Source organism: Streptomyces durmitorensis, assembly GCF_023498005.1.
Classification (GTDB): domain Bacteria; phylum Actinomycetota; class Actinomycetes; order Streptomycetales; family Streptomycetaceae; genus Streptomyces; species Streptomyces durmitorensis.
In genome coordinates this window covers 7,560,090-7,582,474 of the sequence record NZ_CP097289.1, presented here as the reverse complement: position 1 = coordinate 7,582,474, position 22,385 = coordinate 7,560,090, and the positions used below count along the sequence as shown (strand labels likewise).

The window sequence follows — 22,385 nt, the reverse complement described above, 5'->3', positions numbered from 1 at the left end:
GGTCGCGGAAGGGATTCCGGGGTTGCCGATGAGATGAGGTGTCAGACGCGGGCCACGGTCAGGGAGTGCAGGTACCGCATGAGGGTCAGCAGGGTGTCCCGGCTCGATGCGCGCTGCCGGGCGTCGCACTTCACTATCGGGACCACCTCGTCCAGGTCGAGGGCACGGCGCAGCGCATCGACCGGGTGACGGGGCGCGTCGGGGAAGTCGTTGACGGCGACGACGAAGGGCACGCCGCGCTCCTCCAGGCGGCCGATCACGTCGAAGCTGACTTCCAGGCGGCGGGTGTCGACGAGGACGACCGCGCCCAGCGCGCCCTCGAAGAGGCCGTTCCACAGGAACCAGAAGCGCTCCTGGCCGGGGGTGCCGAACAGATAGAGCACCAGCTCTTCGGAGATGCTGATCCGGCCGAAGTCCATCGCGACGGTGGTGGCCGTCTTGGTGTCGGAGCCGTAGTTGTCGTCGACACCGATGCCCGCCTGGGTCATGGTCTCTTCGGTGGTCAGCGGACGGATCTCGCTGACCGAGCCGACCATCGTCGTCTTGCCGACCCCGAACCCGCCCACGATCACGACCTTCACGGCGGCCGTGGCCGTGTGCGGCAGGACGTCCTCGCTGCTGGGCCCGGTGATCGTGTCAGAGCTTTTGAAGTCCATGCATCACCGCTTCGAGAAGGGAACGATCGGGGAGCGTGGAGCGGACGATCGGCGCCCGCGCCTGTACCAGGTCGGCCCCGAGCATCTTCGTCAGCAGGACAGTCACCACGCTGAACGGCAGCGCGAGATACGCGGAGAGCTCGGCGACGGACAGCGGCGTCTTGCACAGCCGCAGGACGACGGAGTGCTCCGGCTGGGCCATGGGCTCCGCCTCGCCGTGCGCGACGATCAGCGTGACGAGGTCGAGTGGCGCCCTCTCCGTGTCCTCGCCGGTCAGGATGTAGAGCCGCTCGGGATTCTCCGGGCTGCGCCGCTGCCGTTGGGGAGGGTCGTCCCGGTGGGAGGGGTTCTCGCCTTGCGGAGGATTCATACGGCCTGCCCATCTCGCCGGGGCGGGCTCGTCAGATGGGCGCCGATCCTGACGACCAGGTCCCGCATGCGGTTGCCGATGAGGCCCGCGTCGACGGTCTCGTCGGCGAGCACGGCGAGGTAGGCGCCGGCGCCCGCGGCCATCAGATAGAAGTAGCCGCCGTCCACCTCGATGATCACCATGCGCATCCCGCCGTCGCTGTGCGGGATCTCGGTGGCCACCGCGGCGGCCAGGGACTGAAGTCCCGCGCAGGCGGCGGCGATCCGGTCGGCGGCGTCGGGGTCGCCGCCGTAGCGCGCGATGCGCAGGCCGTCCGCGGAGAGCACCACGATCTGCCGCGTCTGCGGCACCCCGTCGGCGAGCTCCTTGAGCATCCAGTCGAAATTGGCCCGTTGCTGGATCACTTCCAGCCCCCCTCGTCGGCGTTGTCGGCACTGCCAGCACTGTCTGGGGTGCCGTGGTCGTTCTCGCTGTGGCCCTTGGGGAACAACGGGTCGTCGGCTGCGGATTCGTCGCCGTTGACGCCCTTCATGAACGCCTCGATCCAGAGGCCGGGCTCCTTCTCCTCCTTCTTCACCGGTTCGGGTGCCACCGGTGCGCCCTGCGGGGCGTACTGGGCCCGCTGCGCGGCGTACTTCTCGTCCGCGGCCTCCTGGGCGAGCCGCTCGGCGAGCGGGGTGCGGACCCGGCTGCGGCGCTGCGGCAGGCCGTTCGACGTCCACTCGGTGACCTCGGGGATGTCGTCCTCCATGGCCGCGAGCGACTTGGAGATCGGCGGCCCGGCCGTCATCACGCGGGGCTTCTTGCGCCGGATGCCCTGGGCCTCCTCGATGGGCACGCCCTCCGCGTTCACCCGGGGCACGGCGGACGCGCCGATGCCGTGCGCGAGTCCTGGCGCGGGCCCTGTGGTGATCATCTCGCGCGGGACGATGAGGACCGCGCGGACGCCGCCGTACGCGGACTGCCGCAGCGAGACCTGCAGGTTGTACATCTGCGAGAGCCGGCCCACGACAGCCATGCCGAGGCGGGGGCTCTCACCGAGGTCGTTCAGGTCGATGCCCGCCTGGGCCTGGGCGAGCATGCGCTCGGCCCGTGCCCGCGCCTCCTCGCTGAGGCTGACGCCGCCGTCCTCGATCTCGACGGCGATGCCGGTCTGCACCTCGACGGCGGTGACGTGCACGCGGGTCTGCGGCGGCGAGTAGCGCGTGGCGTTGTCGAGCAGCTCGGCGCAGGCGTGGATGAGCGGTTCCACGGACGTGCCGCGGATGGCGACCTTGGCGATCGAGTGCAGGTCGACGCGCTGGTACTCCAGGATCCGGGACATGGCGCCGCGCAACACGCTGAACAGCGGTACGGGCTTGGGCCATTGGCGTCCCGGACGGGCGCCGCCGAGCACGGTGATCGAGTCGGCGAGGCGGCCGATCAGGGCCGTGCCGTGGTCGATGCGGAGCAGGTCGTCGAAGACCTCGGGGTTGCGGCCGTGGAACTCCTCCATTTCGCGCAGTTCCGCGGCCTGCTGGTGGACGATGGACTGGACGCGCCGGGCGATGTTGACGAAGGCGCGCTGCGAGGACTCGCGCATCGCCTCTCCGGTGTCCAGGGTGTCCAGGACGTTCCGGAGCATCTGCCGCTGCGACTCCGGGAGTTCGGCGAAGGACTCGTCGCCGTCGACGAGGTGGCGGATCACTTCCGACGGCGCTTCGCCCTGCCGGAGCCTGAAGACGGCCTCGGGGATGATCTCCCTGCCCAGGCGGACCGTCTCGTCGTCATGGGACGCGATGCGCCGCTCGAGGAAAGCGATCCGCTGCGCGTACTGGGTGTGCAACTCCCGGATGGACCGGCCGCGTCGCACCGCTTCGGCGCCGACCGCGACGACCACGAGGGTCGCGATCGCGCCGCACCAGCCCACCGCGATGCGGGCGGGTTCCGTCACCGCGGCGACGGCGGCTCCGGTCGCCGCGGCCATCAGCATGGCGGGCAGCAACAGCACACGTGCGTAAGGGACTTCTCGGCCACCGGGAGGCGATTGAACACTCACCATGTATGCCCTCTGAACAGTTGTCTTGGGGGAGGAATGGGGGTTGATGCCGTGAAATGGGGGGAGTTTACGGGGAGTTGAGAGCGGTAGACGTATGCGAACTATCGAAAGAACTGGGAACAAACGCGCGAATCTATCGCAACTCGTTTCAACTCGCCGCGCTCCGGGCGAGCTTAGTCCGCCGGAATCATCGCCGAGTCATATTCAGCAACCCCCTGAAACCGCCTTGCCGACAGGCATACACTCGGCTCCATTTGCACGTGTGGCGATCAATCGAACACGCGGAGTGATGGCGTCGAACAGGCGGGAACACAGCTCCGGACGACCCCCGTTCGGCTCCCCGCACGCCCGGGAATGGGCACGGCACAGCCGTGGTTGACGCTCCACATGGAGGGCTGTTCCACTGGGCGCATGCGCCCTCAGCCGCGTCTGGTCACGCGCGATCACATCGACTTCGGTCGTGTGTGGTCCGCGTCGTGTTGCTTCTGACTGCTTCCACGTCAGCGCACACCGACACCAGTTGAGATGAGACCCCGCCATGCCCGTCGAGTTTCTCGGCATCGCAGCGACCAATGAAGGCTCCGAAGTCACCGCGCGCTCGGGCGCGTCCTTCAACAAGGACTACACGCTCCGGCTCGCCCGGGCCCATGAGGACCACGGCTGGGACCGTGTCCTTTTCGCCTACGGATCGGGATCCCCCGACCCCTCCCCCGCCGCCGCCTACATAGCGGCCCGCACCGACAAGCTCCAGATCCTGGTCGCGCACCGTCCGAACGTCTCGTACCCCACCTTCGCCGCCAAGACGTTCGCGACCCTGGACCACATCAGCGACGGCCGCCTCGCGGTGCACTTCATCACGGGCGGCAACGACCACGAGCAGCAGCGCGAGGGCGACTTCCACACCAAGGGCGAGCGGTACGCGCGCACACGCGAGGCCATCCAGATCATCAAGAAGGCGTGGACCTCGCACGAGCCCTTCGACCACGAGGGCGCGCACTACCGCTTCAACGACTTCGTCAGCGACACCTTCCCGGTCCAACAGCCGCATCCGCGCGTCTCGTTCGGGGGTTCGTCACCTGCCGCGTACGCCGCCGGGGGCGCCGAGGCGGACATCTACTGCCTGTGGGGCGAACCGCTGGCGCAGACCGCCGAGCAGATCGAGTCGGTGCGGACAGCCGCGAAGGCCGCAGGACGCACGGACGTCCCCAGGATCCAGGTGGCCTTCCGCCCGATCATCGCGCCCACCGAGGAACTGGCCTGGGAGAAGGCGCACGCGACCCTGGCCCGTATCAAGGCCCGTAAGGCGGGCGCCCCGCTGTCCCGCCGCCACCCGCTGAAGAACCCCGAGAACTCGGGGTCCCGGCGCCTGCTCGCGGCGGCGGCCTCGGGCGAGCACCACGACCGCGCGCTCTGGACCCCGACGGCCGCGGAAACCGGCGGCGCCGGCAACTCGACGGCCCTTGTGGGCACTCCGGAGACGGTCGCCCAGGCCCTCCTCGACTACTACGACCTGGGCGTGGAGATCCTCTCCGCCCGGGGCTACGACCTCCTGGACGACGCGATCGACTTCGGGCGGCACGTGATCCCGATCGTGCGGGAAGAGGTGGCGAAGCGGGACGCGGCGATCCTCGGCCCGTCCGACGCGGCCTGAGTACCGGGAGCCGGGGCGGCCCGGGGCATCAGACTCCCCGGGCCGCCCCGGCTCACCGTCACCCGACCGAGCTGTACGCCACCACACCCCGCAGCAGCTGATCCACGGCCTTGCGGGCGTTCTTCCCCACGGTGGATCCCTCACGGGGAGCAGCAGCGGAGATCTGCCCGAGGACATCGATCACCTGCTTGCACCACCGCACGAAGTCCCCCGCGGGCATGTCGATCTCCCGAAGCACCTCGTCGAGGCCCTTGTCCGACGCCCACATGTACGCCGCCCAGGCGAATCCGAGATCCGGCTCCCGCTGCCCGACCCCTTCGGCCTGGTTGATCTTGAACTCTTCCTCCAGGGCATCGAGCCGCCCCCAGATCCGCACCATCTCGCCGAGCGAGGCCTTCACCTTCCCGGAGGGCAGCTTGGGGGCGAGCGCGTCGTCCGCCATCCGGGCCTCGAACACCAACGCCGAGACGCACGCGGCCAGTTCGGCCGGACTGAGCCCCTCCCACACGCCTTCCCGCAGGCATTCGCTCGCCAGGAGGTCCAGCTCCCCATAGAGCCGGGCGAGCCGCTTGCCGTGCTCGGTGACCTCGTCACCCCGGAGGTAGTCCATCTCGGTGAGCAGCGCGACGATCCGGTCGAAGGTCCGCGCGATGGTGTTCGTGCGCCCCTCGATCCGCCGCTCCAGCTGGACGGTGTCCCGGCGCAGGCGGTAATAGCGCTCGGCCCACCGCGCGTGGTCCTCGCGCTCGTCGCACCCGTGGCAGGGGTGCGCCCGCAGTTCCGTACGGAGCCGGGCGATCTCCTGGTCGTCGGCCGCGGCAGCGCGCCCCTTGCGGTGCCGCTCGGGAACGATGTGCCCGGCCTTCGTGCGCAGCGCGGACGCCAGGTCCCTGCGCGACTGCGGCGAGCGCGCGTTGAACGACTTCGGGATGCGCATCCGCTCAAGGGCCTCGACCGGCACCGGGAAGTCCATCGAGGCGAGCCGCTTGACCTGCCGCTCGGCGGTGAGCACCAGGGGCCTTGGCCCGTCCTGGTGCTCGAAGCCGCGGTGGCCGTTGACCCGGCCCGCGGGAATCCCCGGGTCCAGGACAAGCGCGAGCCCCGCGTACTTCCCGGTCGGCACGTGGATGACGTCGCCGGGCTTGAGCTTCTCCAGGGCGGCGGCCGCGGCCACCCTGCGCTGGTTGGCGCCCTGCTTGGCGAGCTCGGTCTCCCGGTCCTTCAGCTCGCGGCGCAGGCGTGCGTATTCGTCGAAGTCGCCCAGGTGGCAGGTCATCGAGGCCTTGTAGCCCTCGAGGCCCTCTTCGTTCTTCTGCACCTGGCGCGAGATCCCGACGACCGACTTGTCGGCCTGGAACTGCGCGAAGGACGTCTCAAGGAGCTCACGCGAGCGGTGCCGCCCGAACTGCTCGACCAGGTTCACCGCCATGTTGTACGACGGCTTGAAGCTGGACCGCAGCGGGTACGTACGCGTGCCGGCCAGTCCCGCGAGGTGCTCCGGGCTCATGGCCCGCTGCCACAGGACCACCGCATGGCCCTCGATGTCGATGCCGCGGCGCCCGGCACGGCCGGTCAGCTGGGTGTACTCGCCGGGGGTGATGTCCGCGTGCTGCTCGCCGTTCCACTTGACGAGCTTCTCCAACACCACGCTGCGCGCGGGCATGTTGATGCCGAGCGCGAGGGTCTCGGTGGCGAAGACGGCGCGCACGAGCCCGCGCACGAAGAGCTCCTCGACGACCTCCTTGAAGGTCGGCAGCATGCCCGCGTGGTGCGCGGCGATGCCGCGCTCCAGGCCTTCCAGCCATTCGTAATAGCCAAGGACGTGCAGGTCCTCGTCCGGGATGGCGGCCGTGCGCTCCTCGACGATCTCGCGGACCTGGGCCCGCGCGTCCTCGTCGTTCAGCCTCAGGCCCGCGTGCAGGCACTGCTGCACCGCGGCCTCGCAGGCCGCGCGGCTGAAGATGAACGTGATCGCGGGAAGGAGGCCTTCGGAGTCGAGCCGGTCGATGACCTCGGGCCGCCCCGGAGTCCAGATCCGCGACCGCTGCCTGCGCTCGCGCTCCCGGTCGGCCTCGCGGACCATCTTGCCCTTGCGGCGATCACGCGGGTTGTACGAACGGCTGGCCTCCATGCGCGCCATGCGCGTGAGGTCGGGGTTGACGGCCTTTCGCTGGCCCTCGCCCTCCTCGAAGAGGTCGTACATCCGGCGCCCGGCGAGGACATGCTGGAACAGCGGCACGGGCCGGTGCTCCGAGACGATCACCTGGGTGTCGCCGCGCACGGTGTCCAGCCAGTCGCCGAACTCCTCGGCGTTCGAGACGGTCGCCGACAAGGAGACCAGCGTCACCGACTCCTGGAGGTGGATGATCACCTCTTCCCAGACGGCGCCACGGAACCGGTCGGAGAGGTAGTGCACCTCGTCCATCACCACATAGCCGAGGTTCAGGAGCGACTGCGATCCCGAATACAGCATGTTCCGCAGCACCTCGGTGGTCATCACGACCACCGGGGCATCGGAGTTGACGCTGTTGTCGCCGGTCAGCAGACCGACCTTGTCCGCGCCGTATCTCTTGGAGAGGTCGGCGTACTTCTGGTTGGAGAGCGCCTTGATCGGCGTCGTGTAGAAGCATTTCTTGCCCTGCTCCAGGGCCAGGTGCACGGCGAACTCGCCGACGATCGTCTTGCCCGATCCCGTGGGGGCGGCCACGAGCACGCCCTTGCCCGCCTCGAGCGCCTGACAGGCCTCGATCTGGAAGGGGTCGAGGCCGAATTCGTACATCTCGCGGAAGGCAGCGAGTGCGGTGGCCTGCTCGACAGCGCGCTCGCGCGCCGCCGCATACCGCTCGGCCGGTGAGAGGTCCTCTGTCATCGTGCTTTCGAGACTACCGGCCACCACTGACAACGGACGATCATTATCTGCCTTACGGCACCTGCGGACCTTCGGGCACCAGGACCCGCACGGCCCCCGGCACGCACTCCGCCGTCAGGGGAAGCCCGCCGAGCTGCTCCCCGTCCGCGTACCCGGTGACGCCCGGGGCAGCGAGCTCCACCTTCGCGGCCCGGAACACGGTGACCTTGGGGTGGTCCAGGTGCGTGCCCTTGTAGACCCGCGGGAAGACCTTCAGGAGCGTCGTACGGCTGCAGTCGCCGACGACCGTCACGTCGAAGAGTCCGTCGCTCATGTCGGCCCGCGCGCAGATCTTCATGCCACCGCCGTACGACGATCCGTTCCCGACGGCGACGAGCGTCGCGTCGACCTCGTGGACCCGGCCGTCGTCCAGCGTGATCCGGTACGGGATGGGCCGGAAGGCGGCCAGCTCGGCGGCCATCGCGAGGTCGTACTTGAAGCGCCCGGTGGGCCAGCGCATCCGGTTGCCCCGGTCGTTGACCCGCGAGTCGAAGCCGGAGGCGAGCACCGTGCCGAACCACGTCTTGCCCACCCGCCCCAGGTCGACGTCGCGCGTGCGCCCCGCTTCGAGCGCCTCGGCGACGACCGTCCCCGCGGCGGCCGGATCGCGCACCGGAAGCCCGAGGGCGCGCGCGAAGTCGTTGCCGGTACCCACGGCGATCACCCCCAGGGGCGTCTGCGTCCGGGCCACGGCCTGCAGCGCGAGGCTGGCCATGCCGTCACCGCCGACGGCTATCAGCGCGCGCGTACCGGTGTCGACGGCTTCACGTGCCCGGCGCAGCGCGTCGGCGGCGTCCTCGCCGATGACCGTGCGCACGGAGAAGCCTGCGGCCCGCAACGCCGAAGCGGCCGGCTGCGCTGCGTGAGCGCCCCGGCCGCGGCCCGCGGTGGGATTGACGAAGAGGGTGATCTCGCTGGTCACGGCCGAAACTTACAAGGTCACGTCACGTCGTCGAAACCGTTTACCCGGTCTCGGTTCGCGCCGTCGCCGCTCGCCTGCTCGGGCAGCGCCCTGTGCGCGGACACCGGCTCGATCTCGCCGACGTCCTCGGGAGTCAGATCGAGGTCGGAGGCCTCGTCGTCATCGGGCCCGGCCGCCCTGATCCTGGCCTTGCGCCGGTCGTTCAGGAGCGAGAAGGCGGTGGCCGCGAAGTAGAGCACCCAGATCGGTCCGGCGAGGGCCATCATGGTCAGCGGGTCCGTGCTGGGCGTCGCCACGGCCGCGAAGACCGTGATGCCCATGATCATGCCGCGCCACCAGCCGAGCATGCGCTGGCCGGTGATGACTCCGGTGAGGTTGAGCATCACCAGGAGCAACGGCAGCTCGAAGGAGAGACCGAAGACGACCACCATGCGCGTGACCAGGTCGATCAGCTCGTCGAGCGGCAGCTGGTTGTCGACGCCGCCGGGCGAGAACTCGAGCAGCACGCGGGCCATGGTCGGCAGCGTCTTGTACGCGAAGAACGCGCCGCCCATGAACAGCGGGAAGCCGGCGCCCACGAACGCGTACGCGTACTTCTTCTCGCTCTTGTGCAGGCCCGGCGCGATGAAGGCCCACAGCTGGTACAGCCAGATCGGCGAGGCCAGCACCACGCCGGCCATCAGGGAGATCTTCAGGGCGAGCGTGAACGGCGTGATCAGACCGTTCAGGACGATGCGCGCGCAGGTCTCCTCGCCGCCCTTGTTCGCCAGCTCGGCGAAGCTCGACTCGCACCCTACGGAGCTAAGAATCGGGTTCGTGAAGAACTCGATGATGTCCTTGTAGAAGAAGGCAGCGACGATCGCGACGACGATGATGGCCAGCACGGCCTTCGCGAGCCGGTTGCGGAGCTCGCGCAGGTGCTCCGCAAGCGGCATCCGCCCCTCGGGATCCTGTTCCTTCTTGCGGGCAGACTTGAGCAACCCACGTCCTCATCTCGTGCGGCAGGCCGACCGTCGCCGGCCTTGGATCAGCGCTGTGTGGTGCTGTCGGTGGGCTCGGTGACCGGGCGGGAGCTGGACACGTCGCCGGGCGCGGCCTGGATGGTGCGCGGCTGGGCGGCGGAAGGCTCGCCGGGCGGGTCGGCCGGGGCGGCTTCGTCCTTCTTGCCGTCCGACTTCATCGCCTTGGCCTCGCTCTTGAGGATGCGCGCGGACTTGCCGAGCGACCGGGCCATGTCGGGAAGCTTCTTCGCGCCGAACAGCAGAATGACAACGACGAGAATGAGAATGATCTCGGGGGCGCCGATCTTTCCGGAAAACATACGTCTTTACCTTCTCACCGAGGCGGCAGGGGCGGGGCTGCCGGACAGGTCGGACTTGCTGTCCGGCCACCGTGCTGGCAGCGATCGTAACGCTCAGGGGTGAACGCAGGGCAATCCCTGTGCGTACCCCCAGTTGCGGCCCGCGCCTCGCACTCCGGGCTACTTCAGCAGCGTACCTGCCGGACAAGGGAAGTTGACAGGCCGTGGTGTCGATGCGCGTCTCTGTGGCACCGACAGGTTTCACAGGGGCTAAAGCACATCTCGGCCCGCACGGGCCACACCGGTCGCCGCCGCTTCAAGATCCTCCGCCGCGCGGTTGATCCGCTGTGTGGTCTCCGTCACTTGAGTGCTGAGGCGCTGCGCCTCGATGAAGACCCGGATCGCCAGTACGCCGAGCACGGCGAGGCCACAGAACCCCGCGGCAATCGCCAGCATCGCCCAGAACATGCGCCGAGCCTAGACGGTCGAGTGCAGACGCAGGGTCCGCACCCCGCCGCCGGTGAGCAGTTCGACGATGCGCTCGCCCGCGGACTTGCGCACCGCGTTGCCGCACTCGGGGCACGTGAACGAGTAGAAGGTGGTGCGGGCCGAGGCGCCGATGACCAACCGCAGGGCGCCCGCGGAGAGTTCGAAGCGGGCACGGCAGTCAGGGCAGGCGGCCTTGAAGAGCACAGGGGCGATTCTCGACATTCCGGGAATCTCGGACATGATGCTTGTGTTCAACGTCCTTGCTCCTGCCTGTCGTACGCCCCGCCGGGGTGCTTGTCGTGCTCGTCGTGCTTGTCGTAGGCCGCGAGCGCCTCACGCGCCGCCAGCCGTGCGCTGTCCGCGAGGTCCGCCGGCGAGACGATGTGCCCGTCCCCGCCGAGCCGCAGCGCGAGCCTGCGCAGCGAGGTGGGGTCCGGGGTGCGCAGCGTGATCCGCAGACCGCCGTCGGCCAGTTCCTCCGCGCTGTCGTGGGGGTAGTACTCGGCGACCCAGCGGCCGCCGGGACCGACCTCGATGACCACCTCGGGGTCCTCGGCGGCGGGCTGCACGAGCCCCTCGGAGAGATCGCGCAGTTCGACCTCGGGCGGCGACGACGGCTCGTCCATGATCCTGATCTCGGCCACCCGGTCGAGGCGGAAGGTGCGGCGCGCCTCGGAGAGGTAGCACCACGCCTCCATGTACGTGTGCCCGACCGCGAAGAGCCGGATCGGGTCGACCTCGCGCTCGGTGAGCTCGTCGCGCGCGGGCGAGTAATAGCGCAGCCAGAGCCGGCGCCGCTCGGAGATGGCGCGGTCGACGTCGGCGAAGACGCCGCCCTCGGACTCGAAGGTCACCGAGAGGCGCGCGCTGGCGCCCGCGTTCTCGCCGGCCGCCGTCTCCAGCTTGGCGGTGGCGCGCACCAGCGCCTGCCGGTCGCTCTCGCGCAGCCCCGGCAGCGTGGAGACCGCCCGGGCGGCCACCAGGAGCGCGGTGGCCTCGTCGGCGGCGAGCCGCATGGGGGCCGCCACGTCGTCCGGGTTGTGCCACCAGATGCGGTCGCCGTCGGTGTCGATGTCGAGGAGGTCGCCACCGCGGAAGCTGGTCCCGCACAGCGGCAGCACGTCCAGGTCGGAGATCAGCTCGTCCTCGGTGATCCCGAAGGCACGGGCGACATCGCTGACGTGGGCGCCGGGGCGCTCCCGCAGATACGTCACCAGGGAGAGCATCCGCCGGGTCTGATCGATGGCGTTCGAGGCCATGGTTGTACGTCCCCTCAGCCCTTGGCCACGGCGCGCAGCCGGTCCACCACGTCGGCCCGCAGCTCAGCGGGCTCAAGGACCACCACATCGGGCCCGAACTCCACCAGCCAGGCGTCGAGCCCATGCCCGTACGGAATCTCCAACTCGTCCCACCCCTCGCCCACTTCACGTATGTGGGCGGCCTTGGCGCGCAGCGGATAGCCCGCGCCCGTACGCAGTCTGATCAGGGCGGAGCGGTCGGCGCTCTCGCCCGCCCAGCTCGCGACCGTCTCGCGCACCGTGACCACATCGGGGATGTCGGCGGTGAACTTGCCGGCGCGGGCGCGGACCTTCCCGGTGATGCGGGAGAGCCGGAAGACCCGCTCGGCGCCGCGGTCCCGGTCCCAGCCCGCGAGGTACCAGTGGCCGCGCCAGCACTCCAGGGCCCACGGCTCGACGTGGCGCTGCTCGGGGCGCGCCGCGGTGGCCTTGCGGTAGTCGAAGACGACGGGGCGGCGGTCGCGGCAGGCGAGCATCAGCGGCTCGAAGGACGCCTCGTGCACGGGGATGCGCGGCTCCAGGGCGCTGTGCGCGCCCTGCGGCTCGGCGTCCTCCGGAAGTCCTGCGGCGCGCAGCTTCTGCAGGGCGCCGCTGGCGGCTCCGGCGAGGCGGGCCTGCTGCCAGACCTTGGCGGCGAGGCCGAGCGCGGCGGCCTCCTCGGCGTCGATGGTGATGGGCGGGAGGCGGTTGCTGTCGCGGCGCGCGAGATAGCCCACCTCGCCGTCGAGGTTCTCCACCGTCTCGATGACCAGGCCGAGTTCGCGCAGATCGTCCTTGTCGCGCTCGAACATCCGGTTGAAGGAGTCGTCGGACCCCGCCTCCAGATAGGCCTCGATGGACTCACGCAGCTCGCGCTTGCTGAGCGGTCGCCGGGTCCCGAGCAGACACAGCGCCAGATTCATCAGCCGCTCGGCCTTGGCAATGGCCATCGACGCCCTTTCTCAACAGTGCTTCCGACCGCCGACCGTACCGCCCCGGGGTGTCGTCTCAAAAGCCGAGGGTCCATGCCAGGACAGGCATGGACCCTCGGCGGGCAGGTCTGATCAGACCCTGACCGGTCGTCGCTCAGACGCCCACGAGGTCGCAGACGAAGATCAGCGTCTCGCCGGGGGCGATACGGCCGCCACCGGCGCCGCGGTCGCCGTACGCGAGGTGGGCGGGGATGGTCAGCTCGCGCCGGCCACCGACCTTCATGCCCTGGACGCCCTGGTCCCAGCCGGAGATGACCTGGCCGGCGCCGAGCTGGAACTCCAGCGGGGTGCCGCGGTTCCAGCTCGCGTCGAACTCCTCGCCGGTGCTGAAGGCGACGCCCACGTAGTGGACCTTGACGAAGTCGCCCGCCTTGGCGACCGCCCCGTCACCCTCCCAGATGTCCTTGATCTGCAGTTCGGCCGGCGGCTCGCCGACCGGGAAGTCGACCTCGGGCTTGTCAATGCTCACGAAAATGCTCCTGCTTGATACGGATGGTCATGCGCGGACAGTCTTGCATCTTGCCCGGCGTCACATCTTCGCGAGGATGTCCACGGAGAAGACGAGCGTGGAGTCCTTCTTGATGGTGCTGCCCTGCGGCGGCTGGTCGCCGTACCCGAGGTCCGGCGGGACGACGACCAGGACGCGGCTGCCGACCTTCTTGCCGGTCAGACCCTGCGCCCAGCCCTTGACGACCTGCGCCAGCTGGAACGAGGCAAGCTCGCTGCGCTTGTACGAGGAGTCGAACTCCTTGCCGTCGGCCCACAGCACGCCCTTGTACTGGCACAGGAGGCTGTCGGTCTCCTTGATCTCGTCGCCGTCGCCCTCGAGGATGTAGTTCGCGACGAGCTTCTTCGGGGCGTCCTTCTTCGGGACGTCGATCTTGGGGGCCTTGCCGTCCGTGTTCGTGCCGACCTTGGGCAGGTCGATGTTGGACTGCGCGACCTCCTTGCCCTTGGCCGAGCTCTTGTTGGTGAAGGTGCCCACGAGGTCCACGACGAACACCAGCGTGTCCGTGCCCTTGATGCCCGCCTGCTTGTTGCCCTCGGTGCCGTAACCCATCTTCGGCGGGATCGCGAGCTCCACGCGGCTGTCGAGCTTCTTGCCGACCAGGGCCTGGTCCCAGCCGGGGATGACCTGACCGACGCCGATCGGGAAGACCGTGGGGTTGCCGCGGTCGTACGAGTTGTCGAAGACCTTCGCCGTGGCCCAGATCTGGCCGAGGTAGTTGGCCTGGAGGTAGTCGCCCTTCTTGACCTCGTCGCCCTTGCCCTCGATCAGCGTCTTGACCGCGAGGTCCGACGACGGCTTGCCGGACCCCTTGGCGACGGTCGGCTTCTGCCCGAACTTCGTCCCCTTCGTGATCTCGGGCACAGGCCCGTCAACGATCTTCGCCGTCGGTGCGGCCGACGTCGAGTTGGAAGGGGACGGGCTGTCGCTTGACTTGGCCTTGTCGGCCTTTTTGTCGTCACCACAGCCGGCCAGCGTGAGCAGGCCGGCCGGAACAGCAAGGAGAAGTGAGCGTCGGCGCACGGTGGGGGCCTCGTATCGGTCGATCTTGTCGGTTGGCGTGCGCGCAACTCTACGCATGGAGAAGGGCGCCGTACGAGGAACGTACGGCGCCCCGCGTTGCGTTCCCGCAACGCATCTCCTGTATCAGGGGTTACATGCCGGCGATCAGTTTCTCCACCCGGTCGTCCACCGAACGGAAGGGGTCCTTGCACAACACGGTGCGCTGTGCCTGGTCGTTGAGCTTCAGGTGCACCCAGTCGACCGTGAAGTCGCGGCGCTGCTCCTGGGCCCTGCGGATGAAGTCGCCGCGCAGCCGCGCGCGGGTGGTCTGCGGCGGTACCGACTTGCCTTCGAAGATCTTCAAGTCGTTGCAGATACGGGCGGCTTGGCCCTTCCTCTCCAGGAGGTAGTACAGCCCGCGACGGCGGTGGATGTCGTGATACGCGAGGTCTATCTGCGCGACCCGCGGATGCGACATGGTCATGTTGTTCTTCGCTCGGTACCGCTCGATGAGCTTGTACTTCATGACCCAGTCGATCTCGGTGCCGATGCGGTCGAGGTCCTCGGCCTCGATCGCGTCGAGCGTGCGGCCCCACAGTTCGAGGACCTGCTCGACCGTGCCCGTGCGGATGCCGCGGCGCTCCACGAAGTCCACGGCCTTCTCGTAGTACTCGCGCTGGACTTCGAGGGCGGAGGCCTCGCGGCCGCTGGCCAGGCGCACCTTGCGACGGCCCGTGATGTCGTGACTGACCTCGCGGATCGCCCGGATCGGGTTCTCCAGGGTCAGGTCCCGCATCACCGTGCCCGCTTCGATCATGCGCAGGACGAGGTCGGTGGCGCCGACCTTCAGGAGCATGGTCGTCTCGGACATGTTCGAGTCGCCGACGATGACGTGCAGCCTGCGGTAGCGCTCGGCGTCCGCGTGCGGTTCGTCGCGGGTGTTGATGATCGGCCGGGAGCGGGTGGTCGCGGAGGAGACCCCTTCCCAGATGTGCTCGGCACGCTGGCTGACGCAGTACACGGCGCCGCGTGGAGTCTGCAGCACCTTGCCCGCGCCGCAGAGCAGCTGTCGCGTGACGAGGAAGGGAATGAGGATGTCCGCGAGCCGCGAGAACTCCCCGTGCCGGGCCACCAGATAGTTCTCGTGGCAGCCGTAGGAGTTTCCCGCCGAGTCGGTGTTGTTCTTGAAGAGATAGACGTCGCCCGCGATTCCCTCCTCGTGCAGGCGGCGTTCGGCGTCGACGAGCAGGCCTTCCAGAATGCGCTCGCCCGCTTTGTCGTGGGTGACCAGCTCGGTCACGTTGTCACATTCCGGTGTCGCGTATTCCGGATGTGACCCGACGTCAAGATAGAGGCGGGCGCCGTTCCGCAGAAAGACGTTGCTGCTGCGGCCCCATGAGACAACACGGCGGAAGAGGTAGCGCGCCACCTCGTCAGGCGACAGACGGCGCTGTCCCCTAAACGTGCACGTGACGCCGTACTCATTCTCCAGCCCGAAAATGCGGCGGTCCATGACTGAACATTACGCCTGATGCCCTGCCCTGAAACCGGGTTCGACGGCACCGTTTCGATCATTTTCCGATGAACCCGCAACGACCGCCGAACCTGCGGGGAGCGCGAGCGCCCGCGCCGTGGCCAGCAGAACAAGCAGCGCGGCGGCGCCGGCGAGCCCCGGAACCGCGAAGCCCCACCGGGTCCCGCCCCACTCGACGACCGGCCCCGCGGCGGCCGTGCCGAGCGACGCGCCGACCGTGAACGTGGTCACGAGCCAGGAGAACGCCTCCGTGACGGTGCCCCGCGGGGCGTGCCGGTCGACGATGATGAACGCGCACGCGAGCGCCGGCGCGAGGAACACGCCCGCGACGGCCGCGAGCGCCGTCATGGCGACCGCGCCCGGCATCAGCGTCAACGGCCAGTAGCAGAGGGCGAGCAGGGCCACCAGGCCGGTGAGCCGCCTCTCCGGCACGCCGGCCCACTGCCGCGCCCCGTACACCGAACCTCCGACGAGGGCGCCGAGCCCGAGCGCCGCCATCATCCAGCCGTACACCGCGTCGCCGCCGTGCCCGTCGGCGTACGACACACCGGCGACGGTGATGGAGCCGAGCGCCATGCCGATGAACAGGAACGCGCCGAGCAGCGCGATGAGCCCCGGTGAGCGCAGCGCGCCGAGCCAGTGCGCCTCACGGGGTGCCGAGCGCCACGCGCGCGAGGGCTTGGACGTCACCACGGAGAGGGCGCCCAGCAGGCCGATGACGTTCACGACGAGCAGCGCGGCCTGCTCCGACCAGAGCGCGACACAGCCCGTGATGAGCAACGGTCCGACGGTGAACATGACTTCCTGGGCGATGGCGTCCATGGCGTACGCCGTGTGCACCTGCTCCTCCTTGCCCAGGACGCTCGGCCACAGCGCACGCAGGCCGCCCTCCAGGGGCGGTGTGAACAGACCGGCCACGCCCACCGCCACGTACGCCAGGCCGAGCGAATCGGGCCCCGTGAAGGCGAAGCCCGCCATGCCGAGGGCGGAGAGGACCGCCGAGGGGAGCTGGACGCGCGGCTGTCCGTACAGGTCCACCAGGCGGCCGAGCAGCGGCTGCCCCACCGCGTTGGCCACGCCGTACACCGCGGCGAGAGCGCCGGCCAGGCTGTACGTGCCGCCCTCCGCGCGGATGAACAGCACGATGGCGATCGCGGCGGTCGCGTTCGGGAGCCGGCCCACCAGGGTGCCCGCGAGCAGCCGCCCGGCGTATCTCGTCCGGAGGATCTCCGCGTATCCGGCAGCCATGCTTCCCGCCCCTCCCCCGGTGCCGTCACACCGAGGTTTTACGTATAACTTCGAGCGTCATACGTACCATGAGCGCTCACCGCGGGTCCACCCCGATCGCGCCCCGCGGGACCGACCTGGGAGGTACCAGAAGTGGCCGGGCCACAGCAGGAGGCCGCAGGGCCACGCCCCACGAGCCGCGACGTCGCACGGGCCGCCGGGGTGTCCCAGGCCACCGTCTCGCTCGTGTTCGGCGAGAAGTGGCGCGGCCGCGTCGCCGAACGCACCGCGCAACGCGTGCGCGACACCGCCCGCGAGCTGGGCTACCGCCCGAACCTCGCGGCCCGCAACCTCCGCCTGGGCCGCACCAGGACGGCCCTCCTCGTCGTCCCCGCCCTCACGAACGAGTTCTTCGCCCGCGTCTACACCGGAGCCGCCCGCGTCGCCGCCGAGAACGGCTTCGGAGTCGTCCTCTACCCCTCCCCCGAGGGCATCGGCCCCGCCCGCGACCCCTTCGACTCCAGCCGCGCCGCGCTCGACGGCATCCTCGCGTCCTCCATCGCCTCCGATGCCCTCGCCACCATCCAGGGCGACGCCCTGCCCCTGGTCATGCTCGACAGCGACCCGGCGGGCAGCCTCGGCGCGGCCACCGTCAACCTCGACATCGGGGACGGCATGCGCCGGACCGCCGAGCACCTGCTGGCCCTGGGACACCGCGACTTCCTGCACCTGGCCGCGGGCGTCGACTCCTGGACCTTCGACGTACGCGCCGAGGCCCTCGCGGCGGCCCTGAGGGGCACCGACGCGGCCGTACGCACCGTCCGGGCACTCCTCACCGTCGACGACGCCCGCACGGCCGCTGAAGCCGCCCTCCGCGCGCCGGGGCCCCGCCCCACCGCGCTCGTCTGCGACGACGACATCCTCGCGGCCGGCGCCTGCAAGGCGGCCCGCAGACTGGGCCTGCGCGTGCCCGAGGACCTCTCGGTGACCGGCTTCGACGACCTCACCCTGGCGACCGCGGTGGAACCCGAACTCACCACCGTGCGGCTGCCCGCGGAGCAGTTCGGCGAACGCGGCATGACGTCCCTGCTCGCGGTGCTCGACGGCCGCACGCCCGAACCCGACACGCTCCCGGTGGAACTCGTGATCCGCGGCTCCACGGCCCCTGCCGCCCGCTGAGCCCACACATGCGTACGCCCCGTGCCCCGGCCGCAAGGCCAGGACACGGGGCGTACGACGAACCGGACTACTCCTCGGTGGACCCGGAGGCGGAGTCGGCATCCGGCTCTTCGTTGTCGGACTCGGCGTCCGTGGGCGCCGACGCACCGCCTTCGAGCAGCCGCGCGAGCTGACGCCCGACGATCCGCTTGAACTTCCGCTGCTGCGGCCTCGTACGGTCCAGGACCGCCACTTCGAGCCGCTCCGCGGGGATCTCCCGCTCGCTGCCGTTCGTGTCGCGGGACAGCGACTGCACGGCCAGCTTCAGCGCCTCGGCGAGCGTCATCCCGTCACGATGACGCTGATCGAGATACGTGCTGATCTGCTCGGCATTGCCGCCGACCGCGACCGAGCCGTGCTCGTCCACGATCGAACCGTCATGCGGCAGCCGGTAGATCTGATCGGCGTCGGCCGTGGCGCCCACCTCGGCGACGACCAACTCCACCTCGTAGGGCTTCTCCGCCTGGCTCGAGAAGATCGTGCCCAGCGTCTGGGCATAGACGTTCGCGAGCCCACGGGCCGTCACGTCGTCACGGTCGTACGTGTACCCACGGAGATCGGCGTACCGCACGCCACCGATCCGCAGGTTCTCGTACTCGTTGTACTTGCCGGCGGCCGCGAAGCCGATCCGGTCATAGATCTCGCTGAACTTGTGCAGCGCACGGGACGGGTTCTCGCCGACGAACACGATGCCATCGGCGAACTGCAGCACAACAAGGCTGCGACCACGGGCGATGCCCTTGCGGGCGTATTCCGCCCGGTCGGCCATGGCCTGCTGGGGTGAGACATAGAACGGCGTCGACACCGGCTATCCGTCCCTTTCTGTCAGTGACTCAGTCAGTGGCGAATACGGATCGATCAGAGCAGCGAGGCCCGCGGGCCGTCGGGCTGCTCCAGGCGCCGCTCAAGGATCGAGCGGGCGATCTCGGAAGACTCCTCATCTCCCAGCCTCCGGAAACCCTCATCGGAGATCACGGTGACGATCGGATAGATGCGGCGGGCGACATCCGGGCCACCCGTCGCCGAGTCGTCGTCCGCGGCGTCGTACAACGCCTGCACGACGAGCGTCGTCGCTTCCTGCTCCGTCAGGTCGTTGCGGTAGAGCTTCTTCATCGCACCGCGCGCGAAGACCGAACCGGAGCCGGTGGCCGCGAAGCCGTGCTCCTCGGAACGGCCGCCCGTGACGTCGTAACTGAAGATGCGCCCCTTCTCGCGGTCCACGTCGTACCCCGCGAAGAGCGGGACAACGGCCAGGCCCTGCATGGCCATTCCCAGGTTCGACCGGATCATCGTGGAGAGACGATTGGCCTTGCCCTCCAGGGAGAGCGTGGCACCCTCGACCTTCTCGAAGTGCTCGAGCTCCAGCTGGAAGAGCTTGACCATCTCCACGGCGAGACCGGCGGTGCCCGCGATGCCGACGGCCGAATACTCGTCCGCCGGGAAGACCTTCTCGATGTCGCGCTGCGCGATGACATTGCCCATGGTCGCCCGCCGGTCACCGGCGAGCACGACGCCACCGGGGAACGTCGTCGCCACGATCGTCGTGCCGTGCGGCGCCTCGATCACGCCCTGCGTGGGCGGCAACTGCCGGTTGCCCGGCAGGATCTCGGGCTGATGCTCGGACAGGAAGTCCATGAAGGACGAGGAACCAGGCGTCAGGAAGGCAGCTGGTAGACGCCCGGTGCTACGAGTGTTGGCTTCCACGCGTTTCCTTCCAGATATGCGGCCGCACGGCGGACGGTGTCGGGATCATCTCCCAACTTGCCGATGGCCGAATTGCAGTTGAAGCACAGTACGCCTCGGACCCTACCCGTGTCGTGGCAGTGATCCACATGTGCGGCCGGGGCTTTGAGGCAGATCACGCAGATCCCCATCTGGGAGGCGATCATCTCTTCACGCTCGGCTTCGGTCATGCCGTACTGACGCTTCAGGTGACCCTTCCGCCCTTGGACCGCCCGGCACGCCTTGCAGCGGGTCGAAAGGCCATCAGAAGCTGTCGCGTTGCGATGCCACTCGCCATGAGGCTTGACCTCACCGCAACCGCGGCAGCGCTTGAACCCATCAGGCACAGCGGGGTTCTTGAGCTCGCGGCGCTCCTGCCGCTTCCGCTGGTCCCATAGCTTCGCGTACTCGCGCGCACACGACTTGCAGTAGTCCTGACGTCCGTCATCCCGCCCCTTGTGCCGCCCGAAGGCTTCGCGAGGCCGGAACTCCTCACAACGAGGGCACCACTTCAACTCGACGTTCATATCCGTGGACTACTGTCCACCCTTCTGAACGAACGAGCGCACGAAGTCCTCGGCATTCTCCTCGAGTACGTCGTCGATTTCATCCAAAACCGAGTCGACGTCGTCGCTCAACTTCTCCTGGCGCTCCTTGAGGTCTTCGGAGCCCTGCGCTTCCTCTGTCTGCTCCTCGACCTCCTCGGTGGAACGCGTCGCCTTCTGCTGTCCGCCGCCGGTGTCCTTGGTCGCCATCTACCTCACCCCGCTCGTTAGGTGCGATGCACTTGATCAGACCCTATAAGCCAGGTCTGACATCGGCCCCGTAGTTACTGCAACGTCCGGGGACCACCTCGATGATTCCCACACGCCGGGTCTTTCAGCCTCCGGAGAGCACCCGTACCAGATCCTCCGCCGTGCGGCAGCGGTCCAGGAGCTCCTTCACGTGGTTCCGGGTCCCGCGCAGTGGCTCCAGTGTGGGCACGCGCTGGAGCGAGTCGCGGCCCGGCAGGTCGAAGATGACCGAATCCCACGAGGCAGCGGCCACGTCGTCCGCGTACTGCTCCAGGCACCGGCCGCGGAAGTACGCGCGGGTGTCCTCCGGAGGCTTCGTCTGGGCTCGCTCGACCTGTGGCTCCTCCAGGAGGCGCTTCATCTTGCCGCGTGCCACCAGACGGTTGTAGAGGCCCTTGTCGGGCCGTACGTCCGCGTACTGGAGGTCGACCAGGTGCAGCCGCGCCGCGTCCCAGTCGAGGCTGTCACGGCGGCGGTAGCCCTCCATGAGCTCCCGCTTGGCGACCCAGTCGAGTTCCCCGGAGAGGCTCATCGGATCGCTCTCCAGACGGCCCAGGACGTCTTCCCAGCGGGTGAGGACGTCCTTGGTCTGCTCGTCGGCCTCGGAGCCGTACCGCTCCTCCACGTATTTGCGGGCCAGCTCGAAGTACTCCATCTGGAGCTGGACAGCGGTGAGTGTCCGGCCGCTGCGGAGCGTGATCAGGCGCTTGAGCGTCGGGTCGTGCGAGACCTGGTGGAGGGTGCGCACGGGCTGGTCGACGGCGAGATCCACCGCGATGAAGCCGTCCTCGATCATGGCGAGGACCAGGGACGTGGTGCCGAGCTTCAGATACGTCGAGATCTCGGAGAGATTCGCGTCGCCGATGATGACGTGCAGGCGGCGGTACTTCTCGGCATCGGAGTGCGGTTCGTCCCGGGTGTTGATGATGGGCCGCTTGAGTGTCGTCTCCAGGCCCACCTCGACCTCGAAGTAGTCGGCGCGCTGGCTGAGCTGGAAGCCGTGCTCGTGGCCGTCCTGGCCGATGCCGACGCGGCCGGCGCCGGTGATGACCTGGCGGGACACGAAGAACGGCGTCAGGTGGCGCACGATGTCCGAGAAGGGGGTCTCCCGCTTCATCAGGTAGTTCTCGTGCGTGCCGTACGAGGCGCCCTTGTTGTCGGTGTTGTTCTTGTAGAGGTGGATCGGCTGGGCGCCGGGCAGCTGCGCGGCGCGTTCGGCCGCCTCCGCCATGATGCGTTCGCCCGCCTTGTCCCACAGGACGGCGTCCCACGGGTTGGTGACCTCGGGTGAGCTGTACTCGGGGTGCGCGTGGTCGACGTAGAGACGCGCCCCATTGGTGAGGATCACGTTGGCGAGGCCGATGTCCTCGTCGGTGAGCTGACTGGCATCGGCGGTCTCACGGGCGAGGTCGAAGCCCCGTGCGTCCCGCAGGGGGTTCTCCTCCTCGAAGTCCCAGCGGGCGCGTCGCGCCCGGTGCATCGCCGCGGCGTAGGCGTTGACGATCTGGGACGAGGTGAGCATGGCATTGGCGTTCGGGTGGCCGGGGACGGAGATGCCGTACTCCGTCTCGATGCCCATTACTCGCCGTACGGTCATGCGGCCCTCCTTGCCCGGCGGCGCTCCCATTCGGGTGCGGCGCTCAAGTACCGCTGGTTCTCCGGTGCGTGTGCGGTGCCCGTCCCCGCACTGCGCGCTCGGCGGTACCGAAGAGCCTAGAGCGCCTTTGCGCTGGTGGGGAGATCATTGCGTTCATTGAAAAACAGACAGCTGCGGGTA

At 69.0% G+C, this 22,385-nt stretch carries 23 protein-coding genes; 2 read left to right on the top strand and 21 right to left on the bottom strand.

All coding sequences use genetic code 11. The annotated features are described in order from the left end of the window. Nucleotides 1–41: 41 nt before the first annotated feature. Genes M4V62_RS33885 through M4V62_RS33870 form a run of 4 tightly spaced genes read right to left on the bottom strand, consistent with a single transcriptional unit; the run spans nt 42 to nt 3,067 of the window. The gene (locus M4V62_RS33885; protein ID WP_249591004.1) at nt 42–656 is read right to left on the bottom strand and encodes a GTP-binding protein; all 615 of its coding nucleotides are present in this window, start codon (nt 654–656) and stop codon (nt 42–44) included. Beyond that, nucleotides 637–1,026, bottom strand: a complete 390-nt coding sequence (locus M4V62_RS33880) for a DUF742 domain-containing protein (RefSeq protein WP_249591003.1) — start codon at nt 1,024–1,026, stop codon at nt 637–639. Before M4V62_RS33880 ends, M4V62_RS33885 begins: the two co-directional genes overlap by 20 nt. Continuing rightward, nucleotides 1,023–1,430, bottom strand: a complete 408-nt coding sequence (locus tag M4V62_RS33875; RefSeq protein ID WP_249591002.1) for a roadblock/LC7 domain-containing protein — start codon at nt 1,428–1,430, stop codon at nt 1,023–1,025. Before M4V62_RS33875 ends, M4V62_RS33880 begins: the two co-directional genes overlap by 4 nt. After that, nucleotides 1,427–3,067 (bottom strand): ATP-binding protein, encoded by a 1,641-nt coding sequence (locus M4V62_RS33870; RefSeq protein ID WP_249591001.1) that lies wholly within the window; start codon nt 3,065–3,067, stop codon nt 1,427–1,429. The genes M4V62_RS33875 and M4V62_RS33870 overlap by 4 nt, the downstream gene beginning before the upstream one ends. Before the next feature lie 535 nt (nt 3,068–3,602). On the opposite strand from M4V62_RS33870, the gene M4V62_RS33865 reads away from it, so the two are divergent. Continuing rightward, nucleotides 3,603–4,715 (top strand): LLM class flavin-dependent oxidoreductase, encoded by a 1,113-nt coding sequence (locus tag M4V62_RS33865; RefSeq protein WP_249591000.1) that lies wholly within the window; start codon nt 3,603–3,605, stop codon nt 4,713–4,715. Between the two features lie 58 nt (nt 4,716–4,773). Here the strand turns inward: M4V62_RS33865 and M4V62_RS33860 are convergent, their stop codons facing one another. From M4V62_RS33860 to M4V62_RS33805, 12 genes are all read right to left on the bottom strand, one after another. Beyond that, complete coding sequence (locus M4V62_RS33860) at nt 4,774–7,584, bottom strand: DEAD/DEAH box helicase (protein WP_249590999.1); 2,811 nt, start codon at nt 7,582–7,584, stop codon at nt 4,774–4,776. 52 nt (nt 7,585–7,636) lie between these two features. Beyond that, a complete protein-coding gene (locus tag M4V62_RS33855) occupies nt 7,637–8,545 on the bottom strand; it encodes a diacylglycerol kinase (RefSeq protein ID WP_249590998.1) in 909 nt (302 codons plus the stop codon). A 17-nt stretch (nt 8,546–8,562) separates the two neighbouring features. Beyond that, complete coding sequence (tatC, locus tag M4V62_RS33850; RefSeq protein WP_249590997.1) at nt 8,563–9,525, bottom strand: twin-arginine translocase subunit TatC; 963 nt, start codon at nt 9,523–9,525, stop codon at nt 8,563–8,565. Nucleotides 9,526–9,572: 47 nt separating this feature from the next. Then, nucleotides 9,573–9,866 carry a Sec-independent protein translocase subunit TatA gene (gene tatA / locus M4V62_RS33845; protein ID WP_249590996.1) on the bottom strand — a complete coding sequence of 98 codons (294 nt, stop codon included), beginning with the start codon at nt 9,864–9,866 and terminating at the stop codon, nt 9,573–9,575. Between the two features lie 249 nt (nt 9,867–10,115). Next, nucleotides 10,116–10,313 carry a hypothetical protein gene (locus M4V62_RS33840; RefSeq protein WP_249590995.1) on the bottom strand — a complete coding sequence of 66 codons (198 nt, stop codon included), beginning with the start codon at nt 10,311–10,313 and terminating at the stop codon, nt 10,116–10,118. A gap of 9 nt (nt 10,314–10,322) precedes the next feature. Then, entirely contained in the window at nt 10,323–10,574 is a 252-nt protein-coding gene (locus M4V62_RS33835) for a hypothetical protein (protein WP_249590994.1), read from the bottom strand. 11 nt (nt 10,575–10,585) lie between these two features. After that, the gene (locus M4V62_RS33830; protein ID WP_249590993.1) at nt 10,586–11,593 is read right to left on the bottom strand and encodes a helix-turn-helix transcriptional regulator; all 1,008 of its coding nucleotides are present in this window, start codon (nt 11,591–11,593) and stop codon (nt 10,586–10,588) included. A gap of 14 nt (nt 11,594–11,607) precedes the next feature. Beyond that, nucleotides 11,608–12,561 carry a helix-turn-helix transcriptional regulator gene (locus M4V62_RS33825; protein WP_249590992.1) on the bottom strand — a complete coding sequence of 318 codons (954 nt, stop codon included), beginning with the start codon at nt 12,559–12,561 and terminating at the stop codon, nt 11,608–11,610. A 136-nt stretch (nt 12,562–12,697) separates the two neighbouring features. Beyond that, on the bottom strand, nt 12,698–13,072 hold the full coding sequence (locus M4V62_RS33820; RefSeq protein ID WP_249590991.1) for an FKBP-type peptidyl-prolyl cis-trans isomerase: 375 nt from the start codon (nt 13,070–13,072) through the stop codon (nt 12,698–12,700). Nucleotides 13,073–13,132: 60 nt separating this feature from the next. Beyond that, nucleotides 13,133–14,134, bottom strand: coding sequence for an FKBP-type peptidyl-prolyl cis-trans isomerase (locus M4V62_RS33815; protein ID WP_249593123.1), 1,002 nt, complete (start codon nt 14,132–14,134; stop codon nt 13,133–13,135). Nucleotides 14,135–14,264: 130 nt separating this feature from the next. Beyond that, on the bottom strand, nt 14,265–15,626 hold the full coding sequence (pafA, locus tag M4V62_RS33810) for a Pup--protein ligase (protein ID WP_135334215.1): 1,362 nt from the start codon (nt 15,624–15,626) through the stop codon (nt 14,265–14,267). A 9-nt stretch (nt 15,627–15,635) separates the two neighbouring features. Then, nucleotides 15,636–16,895 carry an MFS transporter gene (locus M4V62_RS33805; protein WP_249590990.1) on the bottom strand — a complete coding sequence of 420 codons (1,260 nt, stop codon included), beginning with the start codon at nt 16,893–16,895 and terminating at the stop codon, nt 15,636–15,638. Nucleotides 16,896–17,027: 132 nt separating this feature from the next. Here M4V62_RS33805 and M4V62_RS33800 point away from each other — a divergent pair, with 132 nt between their 5' ends. Continuing rightward, complete coding sequence (locus M4V62_RS33800; RefSeq protein ID WP_249590989.1) at nt 17,028–18,053, top strand: LacI family DNA-binding transcriptional regulator; 1,026 nt, start codon at nt 17,028–17,030, stop codon at nt 18,051–18,053. Between the two features lie 67 nt (nt 18,054–18,120). Here M4V62_RS33800 and prcA read toward each other — a convergent pair whose 3' ends face one another. The 5 genes from prcA to dop form a co-directional block, all read right to left on the bottom strand. Then, complete coding sequence (gene prcA / locus M4V62_RS33795) at nt 18,121–18,897, bottom strand: proteasome subunit alpha (RefSeq protein WP_249590988.1); 777 nt, start codon at nt 18,895–18,897, stop codon at nt 18,121–18,123. A gap of 53 nt (nt 18,898–18,950) precedes the next feature. Next, the gene (gene prcB / locus M4V62_RS33790) at nt 18,951–19,796 is read right to left on the bottom strand and encodes a proteasome subunit beta (RefSeq protein ID WP_249590987.1); all 846 of its coding nucleotides are present in this window, start codon (nt 19,794–19,796) and stop codon (nt 18,951–18,953) included. Beyond that, nucleotides 19,748–20,341, bottom strand: coding sequence for an endonuclease VII domain-containing protein (locus M4V62_RS33785; protein ID WP_249590986.1), 594 nt, complete (start codon nt 20,339–20,341; stop codon nt 19,748–19,750). Before M4V62_RS33785 ends, prcB begins: the two co-directional genes overlap by 49 nt. A 9-nt stretch (nt 20,342–20,350) precedes the next feature. Beyond that, on the bottom strand, nt 20,351–20,569 hold the full coding sequence (locus M4V62_RS33780; protein ID WP_249590985.1) for a ubiquitin-like protein Pup: 219 nt from the start codon (nt 20,567–20,569) through the stop codon (nt 20,351–20,353). A 124-nt stretch (nt 20,570–20,693) separates the two neighbouring features. Beyond that, nucleotides 20,694–22,205, bottom strand: a complete 1,512-nt coding sequence (gene dop, locus M4V62_RS33775; RefSeq protein ID WP_249590984.1) for a depupylase/deamidase Dop — start codon at nt 22,203–22,205, stop codon at nt 20,694–20,696. Nucleotides 22,206–22,385 lie beyond the last annotated feature (180 nt).

What these genes read in the sequence shown, in the direction of transcription:
- M4V62_RS33885 (WP_249591004.1), bottom strand. Translation starts at nt 656, where the DNA reads ATGGACTTCAAAAGCTCTGACACGATCACCGGGCCCAGCAGCGAGGAC.
- M4V62_RS33880 (WP_249591003.1), bottom strand. Translation starts at nt 1,026, where the DNA reads ATGAATCCTCCGCAAGGCGAGAACCCCTCCCACCGGGACGACCCTCCC.
- M4V62_RS33870 (WP_249591001.1), bottom strand. Translation starts at nt 3,067, where the DNA reads ATGGTGAGTGTTCAATCGCCTCCCGGTGGCCGAGAAGTCCCTTACGCA.
- M4V62_RS33865 (WP_249591000.1), top strand. Translation starts at nt 3,603, where the DNA reads ATGCCCGTCGAGTTTCTCGGCATCGCAGCGACCAATGAAGGCTCCGAA.
- M4V62_RS33860 (WP_249590999.1), bottom strand. Translation starts at nt 7,584, where the DNA reads ATGACAGAGGACCTCTCACCGGCCGAGCGGTATGCGGCGGCGCGCGAG.
- tatA (WP_249590996.1), bottom strand. Translation starts at nt 9,866, where the DNA reads ATGTTTTCCGGAAAGATCGGCGCCCCCGAGATCATTCTCATTCTCGTC.
- M4V62_RS33840 (WP_249590995.1), bottom strand. Translation starts at nt 10,313, where the DNA reads ATGTTCTGGGCGATGCTGGCGATTGCCGCGGGGTTCTGTGGCCTCGCC.
- M4V62_RS33835 (WP_249590994.1), bottom strand. Translation starts at nt 10,574, where the DNA reads ATGTCCGAGATTCCCGGAATGTCGAGAATCGCCCCTGTGCTCTTCAAG.
- M4V62_RS33830 (WP_249590993.1), bottom strand. Translation starts at nt 11,593, where the DNA reads ATGGCCTCGAACGCCATCGATCAGACCCGGCGGATGCTCTCCCTGGTG.
- M4V62_RS33825 (WP_249590992.1), bottom strand. Translation starts at nt 12,561, where the DNA reads ATGGCCATTGCCAAGGCCGAGCGGCTGATGAATCTGGCGCTGTGTCTG.
- pafA (WP_135334215.1), bottom strand. Translation starts at nt 15,626, where the DNA reads ATGGACCGCCGCATTTTCGGGCTGGAGAATGAGTACGGCGTCACGTGC.
- M4V62_RS33805 (WP_249590990.1), bottom strand. Translation starts at nt 16,895, where the DNA reads ATGGCTGCCGGATACGCGGAGATCCTCCGGACGAGATACGCCGGGCGG.
- M4V62_RS33785 (WP_249590986.1), bottom strand. Translation starts at nt 20,341, where the DNA reads ATGAACGTCGAGTTGAAGTGGTGCCCTCGTTGTGAGGAGTTCCGGCCT.
- M4V62_RS33780 (WP_249590985.1), bottom strand. Translation starts at nt 20,569, where the DNA reads ATGGCGACCAAGGACACCGGCGGCGGACAGCAGAAGGCGACGCGTTCC.
- dop (WP_249590984.1), bottom strand. Translation starts at nt 22,205, where the DNA reads ATGACCGTACGGCGAGTAATGGGCATCGAGACGGAGTACGGCATCTCC.